The sequence below is a fragment of the Escherichia sp. HH091_1A genome (assembly GCF_030295175.1).
GTDB classification, from domain to species: Bacteria; Pseudomonadota; Gammaproteobacteria; order Enterobacterales; family Enterobacteriaceae; genus Escherichia; species Escherichia coli_F.
In genome coordinates this window covers 3,824,442-3,842,189 of sequence record NZ_AP025747.1, presented here as the reverse complement: position 1 = coordinate 3,842,189, position 17,748 = coordinate 3,824,442, and the positions used below count along the sequence as shown (strand labels likewise).

The window sequence follows — 17,748 nt, the reverse complement described above, 5'->3', positions numbered from 1 at the left end:
TCCTAATAATAAGACAGTGCAACGAAGAAGGCGATTTAGTTCATCCAGCGATCTTTACGTTTGCGCGTTGGGATCAGGTGCGGCAGTACCAGACCGAGCAGCAAGCCAAGCCCCAGCACGCCGCCACCATACATAAACCACTGCATGATGATGGTGCGCTGTTTGTCATCCAGCTGTACGCTGGCGGCATCGACCTTTTTCTGCGCGACAATCAGCTCGTTTTTCAGTTTCTGATTTTCTTCTTTTAACCCGTTGATCACACTGTCGCTTTGCGCCACTTTTTGCTGCATTTCTGCCGTGCGCTGATTCCAGGTGTTATCGATATTGGTGAGCTTATCGGTCAGGGTTTTGACCTGATTTTCCAGATCTGGCACACGGGAGCGCAGGCTTGGCTCTGTGCTAAGTTGTTTCAACGGGATCCAGGCGGTACGGCCAGAGCTGTCTTTCACCTGGGCATAATTGGTGTTGGCGTCAGTTTGTAATAAGGTCACTTCCTCGCCGGCGTTAACCGTGCCCACGAGGCGATAATGGTCTCCCGGACCGCTACGGACCCAGGTATTCAGTTCGTCGGAAACATAGCGCGTTTCTTCAGCGTGTGAGACGGCAGTCGCGCTAAGTGCGAGTAAAGTTAATCCGATCAGGCGTAATTTTGGCATCAGGCTGTCGTTATTGTCATGGAAAGTGGAACGATAGTAGTGGCATCAGTGTCGCTACGCAAAGCATTCGACATCAATCGGAATCCTCTGTGTCAGGTCTTGCCACTGCTTCAAACTTTTACGCCCGTCAAATTGCCCGTTGCATGGCAATTTGGCGCAAAATACTATCTACTGACAAAAAAGATCGCATTAAGTTCGCCGTTCATCGTCACTTATGTGACATAACCGATAAGTAAAGGCCTTGACATCCTCCCCCACCTTCGCGCAAAGCGACTCAGGAGGGGGATTCCCTTGTCAGGGTAGCAATACGTTGCCGCATTGCCCGGTTCCTCGCTCGACGGCTTACGCCGCCTTACGGGCGCGTCCTTTACGGACTGACGGCAATATTTGTCCTGCCGCCATGACTTCAAAACCTGCTGTTAATATATTTCGAGCGCCGTTTACATCGGCGTTTGCCGTATAGCCGCACGCGGTACAGATAAAGCTCGCCTGCGCCCTGCGGTTATTTTTCGATGTATGCCCACAACATGCGCATTTCTGACTGGTGTACGCCGGATTAATCGCCAGCACATCACCGCCGCGCCATGCCTGCTTATATTCGAGCTGGCGGCGCATTTCTGCCCAGCCCTGATCCAGTATCGCCCGGTTAAGACCTGATTTTGCCGCGACGTTGCGCCCCGGCTGGTCTACCGTACCCGCTGCTGATTTTGACATGTTCGAAACCTTTAAATCCTCAATGACTATCATCGCGTGGTTTTTGCTGATCGTCGTCGTGGTTTTATGAAGGTAATCGCGGCGGATGTTTGCGATATGAGAGTGGAAACGGGAAATCTTCGCTTTCTGCTTTTTCCAGTTGGCGGAGAATTTAACCTTCCGGGCCAGATGGCGCTGTAAGCGAGCCAGCTTATCCTGATTTTTTTTAAAGCTGTTTACCGGTTTAAAGACCGTGCCGTCTGAAAGTGTTGCCAGCTTCGTTATACCTGCATCCAGGCCTATTGCGCTGGTCGATGCGTGAATCGGATCGGTAACAGCTAATTCGACCTGAAAAGACACATACCAGTGTCCGGCATGCTGGCTGATGGTGCAATTTTTAATGACGCCTTCAATCTTCCGGGACTGACGAAATTTAACCCAGCCCAGTCCTGACGGGAGTTTCACACGGCCATAATCCAGCCCACAATATTTGCTGAAATTGACGAACCGAATAGAGTCGCAGCCTTTGGTTTTCTTTTTGAAAACGGGCTTTTCAGCCGTCAGGGATTTATCAAAACAGCGATCCCATGCGCTCCGCAGGTCTTTCAGTTTCTGCTGGAGGTTGTCAGTGTAACCCTCAGCAAGAAAGGCCAGCTCAGGGAGTTTTTTCCAGCCCGTAAGTCGTTTATTCAGGTCGAAAGCTGACGGAATTTTTCCGCCCGCGTCATGAATGCTCAGTGTTTCATTCAGTGCATAGTTCCAGACAAAGCGAGCGCAACCGCACAACTGACGCAACCTTTGCGCCTGCTGGTCAGTGGGGTAGAGCCTGTATTTATATGCTTTCTGGATTAACATTTTGCATTCAGTATGTGGTTATTTAGAATGTACAATATATCCACATTTTTTTGGGAGGATCAATACGTGTGCGAAATCAATCGTTCACGCTATTCAGCTTACCTGTTGCATGTTCACGTTGTTTTTATGACAAAATACCGCCGTCCAGTTTTTGGTGAATTGCATCATGCAAACATGCGTCAGTATGTAGCGGAGGTATGCGCGGACTTTGGCGCCGAGTTAAAGGAATGTGACGGCGAGGCAGATCATGTTCACATGCTGATTGAATACCCACCGTTGGTGCAACTCACAAAGCTGGTAAACAGCCTTAAGTCCGTTACCAGTAGGCGGCTGCGGAATGATTTTATTGATTTGCGCGCCGCGTATTCAAAGCCCGTACTCTGGTCACGCTCTTATTTCATCGGTTCATGTGGTGGAGCACCGCTGGAAGTTGTGAAAAAGTATATTCAGAATCAGCGTGGCTGATAAACTGCGGGCTTAACAGCCCAAATTCCCCTCCCGCCTACGTTGGGGGGGAGTACCCAGTGGAGGAAGGATGGCTCAGGAAATCGAATTAAAGTTTATTGTTAATCACAGTGCCGTTGAGGCGTTGCGTGACCATCTCAATACGCTGGGCGGCGAGCACCATGACCCCGTGCAGTTGCTGAATATTTACTACGAAACGCTGGATAACTGGCTGCGTGGGCACGACATGGGCTTACGTATCCGTGGCGAAAACGGTCGCTATGAGATGACCATGAAAGTTGCAGGAAGAGTGACAGGCGGCTTACACCAGCGCCCGGAATATAACGTGGCGTTGAGCGAACCGACGCTCGACCTGGCGCAGTTACCGACGGAAGTCTGGCCGAACGGTGAGTTACCAGCCGATCTCGCGTCCCGCGTGAAGCCACTGTTCAGCACCGATTTTTATCGCGAAAAATGGTTGGTGGAGGTCGATGGCAGCAGCATTGAAATCGCTCTCGATCAGGGCGAGGTGAAAGCGGGTGAATTTGCTGAGCCTATCTGCGAGCTGGAACTGGAGTTGCTTAGCGGCGATACGCGCGCGGTACTGAAACTGGCGAACCAACTGGTATCGCAAACCGGATTACGTCAGGGCAGCCTGAGCAAAGCCGCGCGCGGCTATAATCTGGCGCAGGGCAATCCCGCGCGTGAAATCAAACCGACCACCATTTTGCATGTTGCGGCAAAAGCTGATGTGGAACAGGGGCTGGAAGCGGCGCTCGAGCTGGCGTTAGCGCAATGGCAGTATCATGAAGAACTGTGGGTACGTGGCAACGATACGGCGAAAGAGCAGGTGCTGGCAGCCATCGGTCTGGTCCGTCATACGCTGATGCTGTTCGGCGGTATTGTGCCGCGTAAAGCGAGCACTCACTTACGTGATTTGCTGACTCAATGCGAAGCGACCATCGCTTCAGCGGTGTCTGCCGTAACGGCGGTCTACTCTACCGAAACGGCGATGGCGAAGCTGGCGTTGACCGAATGGCTGGTAAGCAAAGCCTGGCAGCCGTTTTTAGATGCCAAAGCGCAGGGCAAAATCAGCGATTCTTTCAAACGCTTTGCCGATATCCATCTTTCCCGCCATGCCGCTGAACTGAAAAGCGTTTTCTGCCAGCCATTAGGCGATCGCTACCGTGACCAATTGCCGCGCCTGACGCGTGACATTGACTCAATATTGTTGCTGGCGGGTTACTACGATCCTCTCGTCGCGCAAGCCTGGCTGGAGAACTGGCAGGGACTGCGTCATGCCATTGCGACCGGGCAACGCATTGAAATTGAACATTTCCGTAATGAGGCAAACAATCAGGAACCGTTCTGGTTGCACAGCGGAAAACGTTAATCAGGCAAGGATAAAATCGCTTATGAAGCCGCTCTCTTCACCGTTACAGCAGTACTGGCAGACCGTTGTTGAGCGGCTGCCAGCGCCTTTAGCCGAGGAATCACTTAGTGCACAGGCGAAGTCAGTACTTACTTTTAGTGATTTTCTGCAGGACAGCATAATTGCGCATCCAGAGTGGCTGACGGAACTGGAAAGCCAACCGCCGCAGGCCGACGAATGGCAGCATTACACTGCATGGTTGCAGGAGGCGCTCAGTAATGTGAGTGACGAAGCCGGGTTAATGCGCGAGCTGCGGCTATTCCGGCGGCGCATTATGGTGCGCATCGCCTGGGCGCAAACGCTGGCACTGGTTACTGAAGAGAGCATTTTGCAGCAGCTCAGTCATCTGGCGGAGACGCTGATTGTTGCGGCGCGTGACTGGCTGTATGACGCTTGCTGCCGCGAGTGGGGAACGCCGTGCAATGCGCAGGGCGAAGCGCAACCGCTGCTGATTTTAGGCATGGGTAAGCTGGGCGGTGGGGAGCTGAATTTCTCCTCAGATATCGATCTGATTTTTGCCTGGCCGGAACATGGTTGCACGCAGGGCGGACGCAGGGAACTGGATAACGCTCAGTTCTTTACCCGCATGGGTCAGCGGCTGATTAAAGTGCTGGATCAACCAACGCAGGATGGCTTCGTCTATCGCGTGGATATGCGACTGCGTCCGTTTGGCGAAAGTGGCCCGCTGGTGCTGAGCTTTGCGGCACTGGAAGACTATTACCAGGAGCAGGGGCGCGACTGGGAGCGATACGCCATGGTCAAGGCGCGGATTATGGGCGATAGCGACGGCGTCTATGCTAACGAGTTGCGTGCGATGCTGCGCCCGTTTGTTTTCCGCCGTTACATCGATTTCAGCGTGATCCAGTCGCTGCGCAACATGAAAGGAATGATTGCCCGTGAAGTGCGCCGACGCGGTTTGACCGACAACATCAAACTTGGCGCGGGTGGCATTCGCGAAATTGAATTTATCGTCCAGGTATTCCAGCTCATTCGCGGCGGGCGCGAACCGTCGCTGCAATCGCGCTCTTTACTGCCAACGCTCAGCGCCATTGCCGCGCTGCATCTGCTTTCTGAAAACGATGCTGAACAATTGCGAGTGGCGTATCTGTTCCTGCGGCGCCTGGAAAACCTGCTGCAAAGCATTAACGACGAACAAACCCAGACACTTCCTTCTGATGAGCTTAACCGTGCGCGGCTGGCGTGGGCGATGGACTTTGCTGACTGGCCGCAACTGACCGGGGCGCTGACCGGACATATGACCAATGTGCGCCGGGTGTTTAACGAATTGATTGGCGATGACGAAAGCGAAACTCAGGAAGAGTCGCTGTCGGAACAGTGGCGTGAGCTGTGGCAGGATGCGTTGCAGGAAGATGACACTACGCCAGTACTGGCGCATCTTAGCGAAGATGATCGCAAACAGGTGCTAACACTGATTGCCGATTTCCGCAAAGAGCTGGATAAGCGCACAATCGGGCCGCGAGGACGTCAGGTGCTCGACCATCTGATGCCGCATCTGCTAAGTGATGTCTGTGCGCGTGAAGACGCTGCTGTCACGCTGTCGCGCATTACCGCCTTGCTGGTGGGGATTGTTACCCGCACTACCTATTTAGAATTGCTTAGTGAATTCCCCGCGGCGCTTAAGCATTTGATTTCTCTGTGTGCCGCATCGCCGATGATTGCCAGCCAACTGGCGCGTTATCCATTATTGCTGGACGAACTGCTCGATCCAAACACTCTCTACCAGCCGACGGCGACGGATGCCTACCGTGATGAACTGCGCCAGTATTTGCTGCGCGTGCCGGAAGATGACGAAGAGCAACAGCTTGAGGCGCTGCGTCAGTTCAAACAGGCGCAACTTTTACGCATCGCGGCGGCGGATATCGCCGGTACGCTACCGGTCATGAAAGTGAGCGATCACTTAACCTGGCTGGCAGAAGCCATGATAGATGCTGTCGTACAACAGGCATGGGTTCAAATGGTTGCCCGCTACGGTAAGCCAAATCACCTGAACGAACGCGAAGGGCGTGGTTTTGCGGTGGTCGGCTACGGCAAGCTGGGCGGCTGGGAGTTAGGCTACAGTTCCGATCTTGACCTGATCTTCCTCCATGATTGCCCAATGGATGCAATGACTGACGGCGAGCGGGAAATCGACGGACGACAGTTTTATCTGCGTCTGGCGCAACGCATTATGCATCTGTTCAGTACGCGCACCTCTTCCGGCATTTTGTATGAAGTGGATGCTCGACTGCGTCCGTCCGGGGCGGCGGGAATGCTGGTCACCTCTGCAGAAGCGTTTGCCGATTATCAGAAAAACGAGGCCTGGACGTGGGAACATCAGGCGCTGGTGCGTGCGCGTGTAGTGTACGGCGATCCGCAGCTCACCGCGCACTTTGACGCGGTGCGTCGCGAGATTATGACGCTGCCGCGTGAAGGTAAAACTCTGCAAACGGAAGTGCGGGAAATGCGCGAGAAAATGCGCGCTCATCTCGGCAATAAACATCGCGATCGCTTTGATATCAAAGCCGATGAAGGCGGAATTACCGATATCGAATTTATTACCCAATATCTGGTGTTGCGCTACGCTCATGAAAAACCGAAGTTAACGCGCTGGTCAGACAACGTGCGTATTCTGGAGCTGCTGGCGCAAAACGACATTATGGAAGAGCAGGAAGCGATGGTGCTGACCCGTGCTTACACTACGCTGCGCGATGAACTTCATCATCTGGCATTACAGGAATTGCCGGGCCATGTGTCGGAGGATTGCTTCACCGCAGAGCGTGATCTGGTGCGGGCAAGCTGGCAGAAGTGGCTGGTGGAAGAATGAAGTATGGTATTATCGCGCGCAAATTTTGAATCTCTCAGGAGACAGGAATGAAAGTAACGCTGCCAGAGTTTGAACGTGCAGGAGTGATGGTGGTTGGTGATGTGATGCTGGATCGTTACTGGTACGGTCCCACCAGCCGTATCTCGCCGGAAGCGCCGGTGCCCGTGGTTAAAGTGAATACCATCGAAGAACGTCCGGGCGGCGCGGCTAACGTGGCGATGAATATCGCTTCTCTCGGTGCTAATGCACGCCTGGTCGGGTTGACGGGCATTGACGATGCGGCGCGCGCGCTGAGTAAATCTCTGGCCGACGTCAACGTCAAATGCGACTTCGTTTCTGTACCGACGCATCCGACCATCACCAAATTACGGGTACTTTCCCGCAACCAACAGCTGATCCGTCTGGATTTTGAAGAAGGTTTCGAAGGGGTTGATCCGCAGCCGCTGCACGAGCGGATTAATCAGGCGCTGAGTTCGATTGGCGCGCTGGTGCTCTCTGACTACGCGAAAGGTGCGCTGGCAAGCGTGCAGCAGATGATCCAACTGGCGCGTAAAGCGGGCGTTCCGGTGCTGATTGATCCAAAAGGCACCGATTTTGAGCGCTACCGCGGCGCTACGCTGTTAACGCCGAATCTCTCGGAATTTGAAGCTGTTGTTGGTAAATGTAAAACAGAAGAAGAGATTGTTGAACGCGGCATGAAACTGATTGCCGACTACGAACTCTCTGCGCTGCTGGTAACCCGTTCCGAGCAGGGGATGTCGCTGCTGCAACCGGGTAAAGAGCCGCTGCATATGCCAACCCAGGCGCAAGAAGTGTATGACGTCACCGGTGCGGGCGATACGGTGATTGGTGTGCTGGCAGCAACGCTGGCGGCGGGTAATTCGCTGGAAGAAGCCTGCTTCTTTGCCAACGCGGCGGCCGGTGTGGTGGTTGGCAAACTGGGAACATCCACGGTTTCGCCGATCGAGCTGGAAAACGCAGTACGTGGACGTGCAGATACCGGCTTTGGTGTGATGACCGAAGAGGAGCTGAAGCTGGCGGTAGCGGCGGCGCGTAAACGCGGTGAAAAAGTGGTGATGACTAACGGCGTCTTCGACATTCTCCACGCCGGGCATGTCTCCTATCTGGCAAACGCCCGCAAGTTGGGTGACCGCCTGATTGTCGCCGTCAACAGCGATGCCTCCACCAAACGGCTGAAAGGGGATTCTCGCCCGGTTAACCCACTCGAACAGCGTATGATTGTGCTGGGCGCACTGGAAGCGGTTGACTGGGTGGTGTCGTTTGAAGAAGACACGCCGCAGCGCTTGATTGCCGGGATCCTGCCAGATCTGCTGGTGAAAGGCGGCGACTATAAACCAGAAGAGATTGCCGGGAGTAAAGAAGTCTGGGCCAATGGTGGCGAAGTGCTGGTGCTCAACTTCGAAGACGGTTGCTCGACCACTAACATTATCAAGAAGATCCAACAGGATAAAAAAGGCTAACCGGAAAGCGGTTCACAGTTCTCGCGTTGTGCCGGATAGACCTATTGACGCTGTTGTTTTTTCAACCTAAAGTAAAGGAACAAGGGTAAGGGAGGATTTCTCCCCCCTCTGATGAGTTGTTAGTAAGTCGGGAAACTTAACAGTAACAACACAACCAGTATGATGACGAACTTCATCATAACCCTTTCCTTCTATAAGGCCCCTTCCTCGGGAGGGGCTTTCCCGTTTCAGCCCCTTGCTGGCTCCCCGATTGTTGATGAGCGCCAGACCCCGCGCAACGCTTTCTCTGTGGCAGTTCTCCCTTCCCCGAGCGGTCACGCAAAACGCTGCAACAACCTGATCATTTGCAGTTTTTTGTGGAACACAGATATAAAAAATCCCCGGTTTTTTGGGCCAGGGATATGTGTTAATGAAACCTTCTTGACGCTGATCTTTTTTCAACCTAAAGTAAAGGAACAAGGGTAAGGGAGGATTTCTCCCCCCTCTGAATGGCCGTTAATAAGCGTGGAAACTTATCAGTAACAGCACAATCAGTATGATGACGAACTTCATCATAACCCTTTCCTTATGCAAGGCCCCTTCCTCGGGAGGGGCTTTCCCGTTTCAGCCCCTTGCTGGCTCCCCGATTGTTGATGAGCGCCGGACCCCGCGCAATGCTTTCCCTGATGCAGTTTTCTCTTCCCCGAGTCGGCTCGCAAAACGCTGTAACAACCTGATCATTTGTACTTTTTAGCGGAACGCAGATATAAAAAATCCCCGGCTTTTTGGGCCAGGGATGTTCATAGTTGAAAATTTATTCTATGTTTTCTGCGACGGGAGTTGTTGAGGTTAAGGGTGAAGTCAATGCCGCCAGTGAGCCGCCTGAAACACCGATTTCATTGAGTAAGGAGTCAATCAGCGGTGCCTGTGTGCGATAAGAAAGCGCGGCTGATAACGCTTGTTCCGCCAGATTTCCTCCACCAACGCTACCTGATATTGCATCCCCTGCGGTACCACCACGGTTCAGACCATCGACCTGAATAATCTTAATACCGTCGATAGACTTCATTGGTTCCACAGATTTCTCAATTACCGCAGGGAGCGCCTGCAACAATGCCAGTTTGAATTTAAGGCTGGTTTGCTCGTCAGAAAGTACGTTGATAGCATCGTTCAGCGCACGTTGCGCTTCTGCTTCCGCCAGGCCTTTTTTACGCGTAGCTTCGGCTAACTCAACGATCACCGCCGCCTGCATCTCTGCGGCTTCTTTCTCTGCTTTCGCCCGCACGGTCAGTTCAACCGCTTTGGTTTCTGCATCCTGCGCGGCAGCGATTAGGGCAACTTGTTTAGCACGATCGGCTTCTGCGGTCTGGCGAGTGGTTTCTACATTTTGCTGGGCGCTTACCGCTTCTGCAAGTGCAAGGTTGGCACGCGCTTCCGCTTGTGACTGCTGTTCCGATTTGGCGGCAATAGCGATCGATTTCGTCTGGTTGGCGATTTCGGTGACCTGCTGCTGTTCGATCTCTTTAATGCGAACTTCACGTTCAGCTTCAACTTTTCTGGAACGGACGGCCTGTTCGCGGTCGATTTCCGTTTCCTGAATCTGTCGTTCAGCCAGAATTCGCGTCTGCTCTGCTTCCCGACGACGCTCGGCCTCAAAAGCCGCAATTTTCGCATTCTGCTCAGCGGTACGGGTTTTAACCTGCTGCTCCTGCTCAAGCGTCATAAACGCTTCTTGCTGTTCAATCTCCAGCTTCCGCGAAAGCGCATCACGGTTTTTCTCACGCACCGCAACTTCTACATCCTGTTCGACTTCGTTACGTTCGCGACGACGGCGCTCCGTCTCCTGCGTCAGCTTGGTTAAACCTTCGGCGTCAAAGGCGTTGTTAGGATTGAAATGTTCTTTCGACGTCTGGTTAAAGTTGGTAAGTGAAACGCTTTCCAGTTCCAGGCCGTTTTTCGACAGATCTTCAGCAACGGTATTTTGTACGCCCTGCACGAAGTTCTCGCGGGTATCCTGTAACTCATGCATGGTCATTTGTGCAGCTGTTGCACGGAGGGCATCGACAAATTTATCTTCAACCAACATACGTAAGTCTTCAGGCGACAGGGTGCGTTGCCCCAGCGTCTGGGCGGCGGTGGCAATACCTTCCACTGACGGTTTTACCCGCACAAAGAAAGCGACAACGACATCGACGCGCATACGATCTTTCGTAATCAGGCTATCAATGGTTGAGCGGCTGACTTCCAGCTTCAGAGTATTCATATTGATGGGGATTATTTCATGAAAGATCGGCATCACGATTGCGCCACCGCTCATTACCACTTTTTGCCCACCTAAACCAGTACGAACAAAAGCTTGCTCTGCCGAAGCGCGACGATAGAGCCTGGCGAAAATAATTCCAATAATTAACAGAATGCATACGGCAATAATTGCGGTAAACATCCAGGAGGGCACAGAATTAACAATATCATCCATTATTAAATTTCCTTTTGATTAATAAATTACAGTATTTGGGGCCAGGGATTTTTTTTCGCCAAATATCGCGTTGCAGAAAGTCGGCAAATAATTAATACTTTGTCTCCTTTAGTGAAAGTTTTTTCTTCTTCAGGTTCCAGTAGTAAATAATGTATTTGGCCAAATTGATCGGTGAGTTTTCCTTCACAGGGGTTACCTGAAGTGGCCTGATGTCCGGTAATTAATGCCATGCAGCCAATATAATCGTCTTCTGTAATAGCAGTGCTATGATCTCGTGGTAACCAGGGCGCAATTACTTTACCGGTATAATGCACTGCAATAATCGTTAGCAGTAAACTGACAGGAACCACAAACAGATTTGTGAGTGGTGATTGCCAGACCATGATGCAGACCTGCTGTAGCAGGATGCCAATAAGGCCAAAAAAACCAGCATGTAAGCAGAGAACGACGAGAGCTGGCAATCTTCCAAAATTGAGATAATGAAGTGCCTGGCTAATATGACCTGTGGTTATGGAATCATAATGGTCAAGATGTGCATCAAGAGCACCGGAAAGCATGTGACCGCAGATAAGCGCAAAAATTTCTAAAAGGCCGATCAAAAGTACAAAAGAAATAGCGAAAAGATAAGGGGTGTTATAGTCAGCGAATAAACTCATATGTCACTCTAATGTCCATTTAGTGACGCAATATTTATTTTGCGATAATTTCCTTGCTTACATTTATCTTTGTTAATAATAACACATGTTAGAGATGTTCTGAAAGAGAAAGTCTTTTAATGTTGTTTTTTATTTTTCACTAAAAAGTGTGATCGGGAACAATATATTTACGCACGTTATGTTTAAAGGCACTACACTGATTGGGGAATACTGAAACCAGAAAAAGCATATGGCCTTAAAAGGTATGCGATAACCGGAGGATGTGCTTATGGATCATAGTCTTAATTCTTTAAATAACTTCGATTTCCTGGCGCGTAGTTTTGCCAGAATGCACGCAGAAGGTCGCCCGGTCGATATTTTGGCCGTTACTGGTAACATGGATGAAGAACATAGAACCTGGTTTTGCGCACGTTATGCCTGGTATTGCCAACAGATGATGCAAACCAGAGAACTGGAATTAGAACATTGATATTACGGGCCGTCTGGCCCGTTTTTGTGGTGCTTTATTCTGCTTTATCAACCGGAGGGATAGCTGGAGGAGATTGAAGTTCTGCTACCGGATTATTGCGCGCTTCCAGTTCGCTGATGCGTTGTTCCAGTAACGCCAGTTTTTCACGAGTCCGTAACAGGACTTGCGTCTGAACGTCGAATTCTTCGCGGCTTACCAGATCGAGACGCGTCAACTGCGCTTGTAGGGTTTGGCGGATTTTTTTCTCCACATCTTCCCCGAACTCCCTGATTCCTTTAGGCATTGATTCGTGAACCTGGCGAGCGATTTGCTCAATTTTTTTCGGGTCAATCATTGTAGTTTCCCTGTACTGATAGGTGTTGAGTGCCATTGTAGTGCGATAAGGGTAAGTCATAAACCAGAATTATGTGAAGCTATGCGTTGCTGCCGCTAATCATTAGCGTTATAGTGAATCCGCTTATTCTCAGGGCGGGGCGAAATTCCCCACCGGCGGTAAATCAACTCAGTTGAAAGCCCGCGAGCGCTTTGGGTGCGAACTCAAAGGACAGCAGATCCGGTGTAATTCCGGGGCCGACGGTTAGAGTCCGGATGGGAGAGAGTAACGATTCTGTCGGGCATGGGCCCGCTCACGTTATTTTGGCTATATGCCGCCACTCCTAAGACTGCCCTGATTCTGGTAACCATAATTTTAGTGAGGTTTTTTTACCATGAATCAGACGCTACTTTCCTCTTTTGGTACGCCTTTCGAACGTGTTGAAAATGCACTGGCAGCGCTGCGTGAAGGACGCGGTGTAATGGTGCTTGATGATGAAGACCGTGAAAACGAAGGCGATATGATCTTCCCGGCAGAAACCATGACCGTTGAGCAGATGGCACTGACCATTCGCCACGGTAGCGGTATTGTTTGCCTGTGCATCACTGAAGATCGCCGTAAACAGCTCGATCTGCCAATGATGGTAGAAAAAAACACCAGCGCCTATGGCACCGGTTTTACCGTGACCATTGAAGCGGCTGAAGGGGTGACTACCGGTGTTTCTGCCGCTGACCGTATTACGACCGTTCGTGCTGCGATTGCTGATGGTGCTAAACCTTCAGACTTGAATCGTCCTGGCCACGTATTCCCACTGCGCGCGCAGGCGGGTGGTGTGCTGACGCGTGGCGGCCATACCGAAGCGACTATTGATCTGATGACGCTGGCAGGCTTTAAACCAGCTGGTGTGTTGTGTGAGCTGACTAATGACGATGGCACGATGGCGCGTGCACCAGAGTGCATTGAGTTTGCCAATAAACACAATATGGCGCTCGTGACTATTGAAGACCTGGTGGCATACCGTCAGGCACATGAGCGTAAAGCTAGTTAATAACTCAAAATATTGAAGATGAAAACGCCGGGATATTCCCGGCGTTTTTATGGCTAGTTGTAGTTGATTTTAACAATCAGGTCCTTTTGAAATGGGCCATAAACCAGTGTTGCACCTGGTTCTGTCGTTAGCTTCGCCTGGTAACTTCGTGTTATTACTGCTGGGGTTTCATTAGGTTTATAAGTAGTAAATAGTTTATACTGATTAAATTTCATATCTGTCTTATCAACTTGATCTGTAATGTGCATTATAAGACCGTTTCCCATTTCTAAGTGTGTATTATCATATAATGTATCATCAGTGTAGAAACTGGTTGCGACATCAAATTGTTCGCTACAATTAGCAGTAGCATCCCGAATTGTTGAAACATCAAATGTAGCTGTTGGTGGTATAGTCACGATTGTACTCGGGTCAATACGTCCGAAATTAACGATTTGACTTTCAGGGAAAATGCGAATGTCTATGCTACAATCAAGAAAAGAAATATTGTCGAGTCCAGTAATATTAGCGTGTAAATTTTTGGCTCTATTATCGGTGTTCGCTCCTTGTGAACCATCGAATTGCAATATATTGACCGTACTGAAGTCAATTTTCGTGTCCTTTGGGGGGTGTTGTTTAAGTTTTACATACAAGCGAAATCGAGCATTGAAGGTGACCTCTGTTTGGAGGACACCAGTATTAGTGCATGTGTCAGTCACAATCTGAAATGGGTTTGCTCTATCCAGACAATATCCTGTATCAATGCCCTGATTGTTTCCTTCGTAATCCTGTCCATTATAAGTTACACCAAATGTTAAGTATGGGTTGTTTATCACAGAGGGATCATTGAACTCTGCTATTTTTATCCAGGCATGAACATTTTCATATGGATTGCTTTCTGACCAATTGACGGCCCTGTTGCAAAAAACTTTTGTATTAATATCATCGCTTTCCCAAATTTTCTGACCAATCTCAGCATCCTGTGGTACTTTGAACGCAGGCATAGGTTTATTTATTTCTGTATTACCAAAACGTTTATTCTGATAGCAATCGACTGCATAAGAAGAAACATTAACAAACAAGCACAATATTGCCAGGAGACGAAAAAGCATGATCATAATTTTCCCTTCTTCGCAGGTGTAGCTTGGCAGAGTGACTGAACGGAATTACAGTCAATTTTGAACATTTCCAGCCCACCGTAATCACCAACAAAACCCAGTAGGAAGGTCGTCGGAAGGTTTTTAATTTGCTGAGTTGCAGTCCCAAAAGGGGTAACCATAATGCTGTCTGTTCCGGGCATTAATGTCTTGCCGTTAGTTCCGATATAACCGACGGTAATGTGATAAGGCGTCGGGTTATTCAGGGTCAACCCGGCGGCGCTGTGGGTAATCGTCAATTTTTGCAGGGGTACCATCTCTCCCTCTTTTAATTCAATCGATTTGGGTCGCCAGAACAGTTTCAGACGACTTTGCATGGCGATTTGCATTACATTCTGTTCTTTGGCGCGCGGCGGAATTTCCCGCACGTTATAGTAAAACAGCGTTTCTCTGTCCTGTGGCAAGTTGTTTAATGCGGACAGCGCCATCAGGCGAATTTGCACTTGCTCATTGGCCTCGATACGTTCCATTGGGGGGAGCGTTGATATGTAATCGCGCGTTTTTTTACCGCTGGCGTCCTCAATCCACGATTGAGCTAAATAAGGATCGATTTTACTTTGGTTGGTCAGGCGAACAGTTGCGCTTTTATTTGAAGCATTAAAAATTATGCGCGTTCTGTCGGGGGAGACAGTCGCTTGGGCGAAGTTACAGAACCCCAGTAAACAAATCATTCCTGTTACGGTTAATAGCGATTTCATTTTTTTCATCCTGAATTAGTTGACTGTTTTACAAGGCAAAATAATGGCACTTTCGTTGATGTTACTTTGGTTCGGGGGGGTAATTTCACAGGAGTTATTACCCCAAGTTAAACGTAGGGTACTGTTTTCTTGAATCCCGCTGAGATAAACAAAGCCATCTTCCGCCACCAGGCCCACATCTTTACCTGTCGATTTATCCGTGACATTCACCCCCAGTGGTGGGAAGCGCCCATTTTCTTGACGAATAACGCCGACGATTTGGTATCCGGTGGTGGCATTCAGTTTTGCGTAGCCGATGGCACCCTGGGTGAGCGTAGTACGAATGACCGAGTTTTCGACATCGACACCTTCTGGCAGAACGTTATTATTCACCCGCAACATGGAGGTGGTGTAGTTCGATAATGAAGGTATCACGGCGATGCCCAGCCCATTGGTAACAGTACGGTTAGAGTTGATTTCAACGCCAGGAATACCATCGGTATCGACCATCATGCGGGCGTTATCGCCGTAGCTATAATCGTGAAGAGCGACACCATGACGCGTAGCTGTAATTGAACCGTACCAGCCTGCGGTAACAGAATTGTACTGATTCGGTTGCACACTACCGGTAAAGTTCAGACGTCCCCACGGTGAATTGTGCTGATAGCTGCCACGCAGCGTTGGTTCGCCATCGCGAATATTATCGTCCGTTGCTGACGCCGAAATATTCCAGATATTGTTGCGGTCTGACGAGTCATACCAGGAAACCATTTGCGAAGTATTACTACCACCCGTGCGCTGCATGCTGTAGGAAAGGTTGCGACTTTGCTGTAACGGCAGAGAGAATGAGAAGTAATACTGATTTTCTTCGTCATCATCCCAGCGAATGCGACTCACTGCCAGCGATGCGGAAATGCCCTTGAAATCACCAATATCAAAGTTTTTGCTTACTGATATCGAGTAATTAGTATTGGCAGGGCTGTCCCAATAAGTATTGCGTGTAACGTTGACATAAGAGTTTAATTCCAGCGATTCAAAGTACTGGTTCAGGGAAATAACATAACTTTCTTTTTCGTTATCGATTGACTCATCACCATTACGTGAGTTGAGGTACTCATTCATTGACACGTAATCTTTATCAGAGAAGCGATAACCCGCGAAGGTAATCTGGCTGCCCGTTGATTCGAAATGTTTTGCATAGTTAAACCGATAGCTGTAACCACGCAAATTGTCGCTATTTTGTTGCTGTAAAGAGGCATCAGCTCCGGTGACATCGAAAGAAAGCGAACCAAATTGATTGAGGTTAAAACCGATGCCAGTGGTGATCGCCTGGTAATCATCTGCAGTGAACATGCCGCCGCCATAGAGCGACACATTATTCAGCCAGCCCCAGGAGGCTTCAGCCGTCCAGAAAAAGGGGTTATTAATATCGTTATGTCCGACTGATGTTGGTTTTCCCAGCGATGTTTTGTAGCGTACTTGCCCTTTACGGGTTAAATAGGGGATAGAAGCGGAACCGACCTGAAAGGTATTGGTACGGCCATCTTCTTCTTCAACAGTGACATCCAGTTGACCCTGAAACGATTGACCCAAATCAGTAATAGTAAAAGGGCCTGGCGCGACTGTGGTTTGATAAAGTACACGACCATTTTGCGCTACTGTCACTTTGGCGTTGGTCTGCGCGATGCCGGTAATTTGTGGCGCATAACCCTGTAAATCTGGCGGCAACATGCTTTCATCACTTTCCAGTGATGCGCCAGTAAAATGGAAGGTATCGTAAAGATTGGAACTCAGGTCGTATTGTCCCATGGTGAACTTAGATGACCATGAGGGAATAGGGCGAAAGAGATAAGTTCGCGCAAATTCACCGCTATGGCTGACGGAACGACCATCAGCAAAATTCTGATTATATTGGTAATCGCTACGTAAGCGCCATGCGCCGAGGTTAAAGCCTAACGTACCATAGGAGCTGACATTTTGGGTACTGTCTCCCTGCTGTGGAGAATACTGGCTAGCGTATATGTTGTAATCAAGGATAAATCCGGCGATACCGTCATCCCAAAATTCGGGGGGCGTCCAGTTTGTTGCCTGGTATTTTAACCATGCTTGGGGAATGCTAAGCGATAATATCATTGTGGCTTTATCAAGCCGTATCGTTAATTCCTGACGTTGACTTAAATCTAAACATTCGCTGCCAGCTATGGTTTGCAATGATTCAATAAAGTCCGTATTAAGGCCGAAATTAGTCAGGTTTTCTTTGGTTAAGCAGAGTAACGAACCACTTTCATTATCGGCTTTTGCCCACTCCAGCATTAACGCTTGTGGTAACATGTTTTTGTTTATTTGCACACGAACGAGGTATTTTGCAGGGGTGATATAGCCTTTTTTTTCAAATCGCGAGAGATCAATGTTCGCACGATCTTCAACGTCAATCATATCAGCATTGAATTCTACGGCGCGGACTGGTAAAACGAAGAGTAGCGAAAACACAACACCAGACAGGGCATTTTTAATTGCGTAGGATAATTTATCCCCGGTAAACGTGTTTTTATTGTTCATAAAAATCCATTTCAAAAAAGACCCCAAGGTGCTGATGAAATTTCATCAGT

At 49.6% G+C, this 17,748-nt stretch carries 16 protein-coding genes and 1 riboswitch; of the genes, 6 read left to right on the top strand and 10 right to left on the bottom strand.

Annotation, left to right across the window (positions count from 1 at the left end; translation table 11 throughout):
- Positions 1-35: 35 nt before the first annotated feature.
- Entirely contained in the window at positions 36-656 is a 621-nt protein-coding gene (locus tag QUF14_RS19295) for a TIGR04211 family SH3 domain-containing protein (RefSeq protein ID WP_001125332.1), read from the bottom strand.
- A 342-nt stretch (positions 657-998) separates the two neighbouring features.
- A complete protein-coding gene (locus tag QUF14_RS19290; protein WP_024212162.1) occupies positions 999-2,204 on the bottom strand; it encodes an RNA-guided endonuclease InsQ/TnpB family protein in 1,206 nt (401 codons plus the stop codon).
- 12 nt (positions 2,205-2,216) lie between these two features.
- Between QUF14_RS19290 and tnpA the strand changes: the two genes are divergently transcribed.
- The 4 genes from tnpA to hldE all read left to right on the top strand — a co-directional run bounded on the left by tnpA (position 2,217) and on the right by hldE (position 8,385).
- A complete protein-coding gene (gene tnpA, locus QUF14_RS19285) occupies positions 2,217-2,669 on the top strand; it encodes an IS200/IS605-like element ISEc41 family transposase (RefSeq protein ID WP_000266196.1) in 453 nt (150 codons plus the stop codon).
- Between the two features lie 70 nt (positions 2,670-2,739).
- Positions 2,740-4,041 carry an inorganic triphosphatase gene (ygiF, locus tag QUF14_RS19280; RefSeq protein ID WP_000046244.1) on the top strand — a complete coding sequence of 434 codons (1,302 nt, stop codon included), beginning with the start codon at positions 2,740-2,742 and terminating at the stop codon, positions 4,039-4,041.
- Between the two features lie 22 nt (positions 4,042-4,063).
- Positions 4,064-6,904 (top strand): bifunctional [glutamate--ammonia ligase]-adenylyl-L-tyrosine phosphorylase/[glutamate--ammonia-ligase] adenylyltransferase, encoded by a 2,841-nt coding sequence (glnE, locus tag QUF14_RS19275; protein WP_001354977.1) that lies wholly within the window; start codon positions 4,064-4,066, stop codon positions 6,902-6,904.
- A gap of 47 nt (positions 6,905-6,951) precedes the next feature.
- On the top strand, positions 6,952-8,385 hold the full coding sequence (gene hldE, locus QUF14_RS19270) for a bifunctional D-glycero-beta-D-manno-heptose-7-phosphate kinase/D-glycero-beta-D-manno-heptose 1-phosphate adenylyltransferase HldE (protein ID WP_000869186.1): 1,434 nt from the start codon (positions 6,952-6,954) through the stop codon (positions 8,383-8,385).
- A 119-nt stretch (positions 8,386-8,504) separates the two neighbouring features.
- Here the strand turns inward: hldE and ibsE are convergent, their stop codons facing one another.
- From ibsE to QUF14_RS19250, 4 genes are all read right to left on the bottom strand, one after another.
- Positions 8,505-8,564 carry a type I toxin-antitoxin system Ibs family toxin gene (gene ibsE / locus QUF14_RS19265; RefSeq protein ID WP_001387082.1) on the bottom strand — a complete coding sequence of 20 codons (60 nt, stop codon included), beginning with the start codon at positions 8,562-8,564 and terminating at the stop codon, positions 8,505-8,507.
- A 316-nt stretch (positions 8,565-8,880) separates the two neighbouring features.
- The gene (locus tag QUF14_RS19260) at positions 8,881-8,940 is read right to left on the bottom strand and encodes a type I toxin-antitoxin system Ibs family toxin (protein ID WP_100733770.1); all 60 of its coding nucleotides are present in this window, start codon (positions 8,938-8,940) and stop codon (positions 8,881-8,883) included.
- 238 nt (positions 8,941-9,178) lie between these two features.
- Complete coding sequence (locus QUF14_RS19255) at positions 9,179-10,840, bottom strand: flotillin family protein (protein WP_100733765.1); 1,662 nt, start codon at positions 10,838-10,840, stop codon at positions 9,179-9,181.
- A 26-nt stretch (positions 10,841-10,866) separates the two neighbouring features.
- Complete coding sequence (locus QUF14_RS19250; protein WP_000051387.1) at positions 10,867-11,496, bottom strand: OB-fold-containig protein; 630 nt, start codon at positions 11,494-11,496, stop codon at positions 10,867-10,869.
- A 268-nt stretch (positions 11,497-11,764) separates the two neighbouring features.
- Here QUF14_RS19250 and glgS point away from each other — a divergent pair, with 268 nt between their 5' ends.
- On the top strand, positions 11,765-11,965 hold the full coding sequence (glgS, locus tag QUF14_RS19245; RefSeq protein ID WP_001296424.1) for a cell surface composition regulator GlgS: 201 nt from the start codon (positions 11,765-11,767) through the stop codon (positions 11,963-11,965).
- A 34-nt stretch (positions 11,966-11,999) separates the two neighbouring features.
- On the opposite strand, the gene ubiK is transcribed toward glgS, so the two are convergent.
- Positions 12,000-12,299: a ubiquinone biosynthesis accessory factor UbiK gene (gene ubiK, locus QUF14_RS19240; protein ID WP_000566827.1), complete on the bottom strand. Its 300-nt coding sequence runs from the start codon at positions 12,297-12,299 to the stop codon at positions 12,000-12,002.
- A 121-nt stretch (positions 12,300-12,420) separates the two neighbouring features.
- A riboswitch (FMN riboswitch) is annotated at positions 12,421-12,569 on the top strand.
- 103 nt (positions 12,570-12,672) lie between these two features.
- Between ubiK and ribB the strand changes: the two genes are divergently transcribed.
- Positions 12,673-13,326: a 3,4-dihydroxy-2-butanone-4-phosphate synthase gene (gene ribB, locus QUF14_RS19235; protein WP_001076992.1), complete on the top strand. Its 654-nt coding sequence runs from the start codon at positions 12,673-12,675 to the stop codon at positions 13,324-13,326.
- 53 nt (positions 13,327-13,379) lie between these two features.
- Here the strand turns inward: ribB and QUF14_RS19230 are convergent, their stop codons facing one another.
- Genes QUF14_RS19230 through QUF14_RS19220 form a run of 3 tightly spaced genes read right to left on the bottom strand, consistent with a single transcriptional unit; the run spans position 13,380 to position 17,698 of the window.
- Positions 13,380-14,423, bottom strand: a complete 1,044-nt coding sequence (locus tag QUF14_RS19230) for a hypothetical protein (protein ID WP_000605601.1) — start codon at positions 14,421-14,423, stop codon at positions 13,380-13,382.
- Complete coding sequence (locus QUF14_RS19225; protein WP_001360978.1) at positions 14,420-15,160, bottom strand: fimbrial biogenesis chaperone; 741 nt, start codon at positions 15,158-15,160, stop codon at positions 14,420-14,422. The genes QUF14_RS19230 and QUF14_RS19225 overlap by 4 nt, the downstream gene beginning before the upstream one ends.
- Positions 15,161-15,175: 15 nt before the next feature.
- On the bottom strand, positions 15,176-17,698 hold the full coding sequence (locus QUF14_RS19220) for a fimbria/pilus outer membrane usher protein (protein ID WP_001060688.1): 2,523 nt from the start codon (positions 17,696-17,698) through the stop codon (positions 15,176-15,178).
- Between the last annotated feature and the right edge of the window lie 50 nt (positions 17,699-17,748).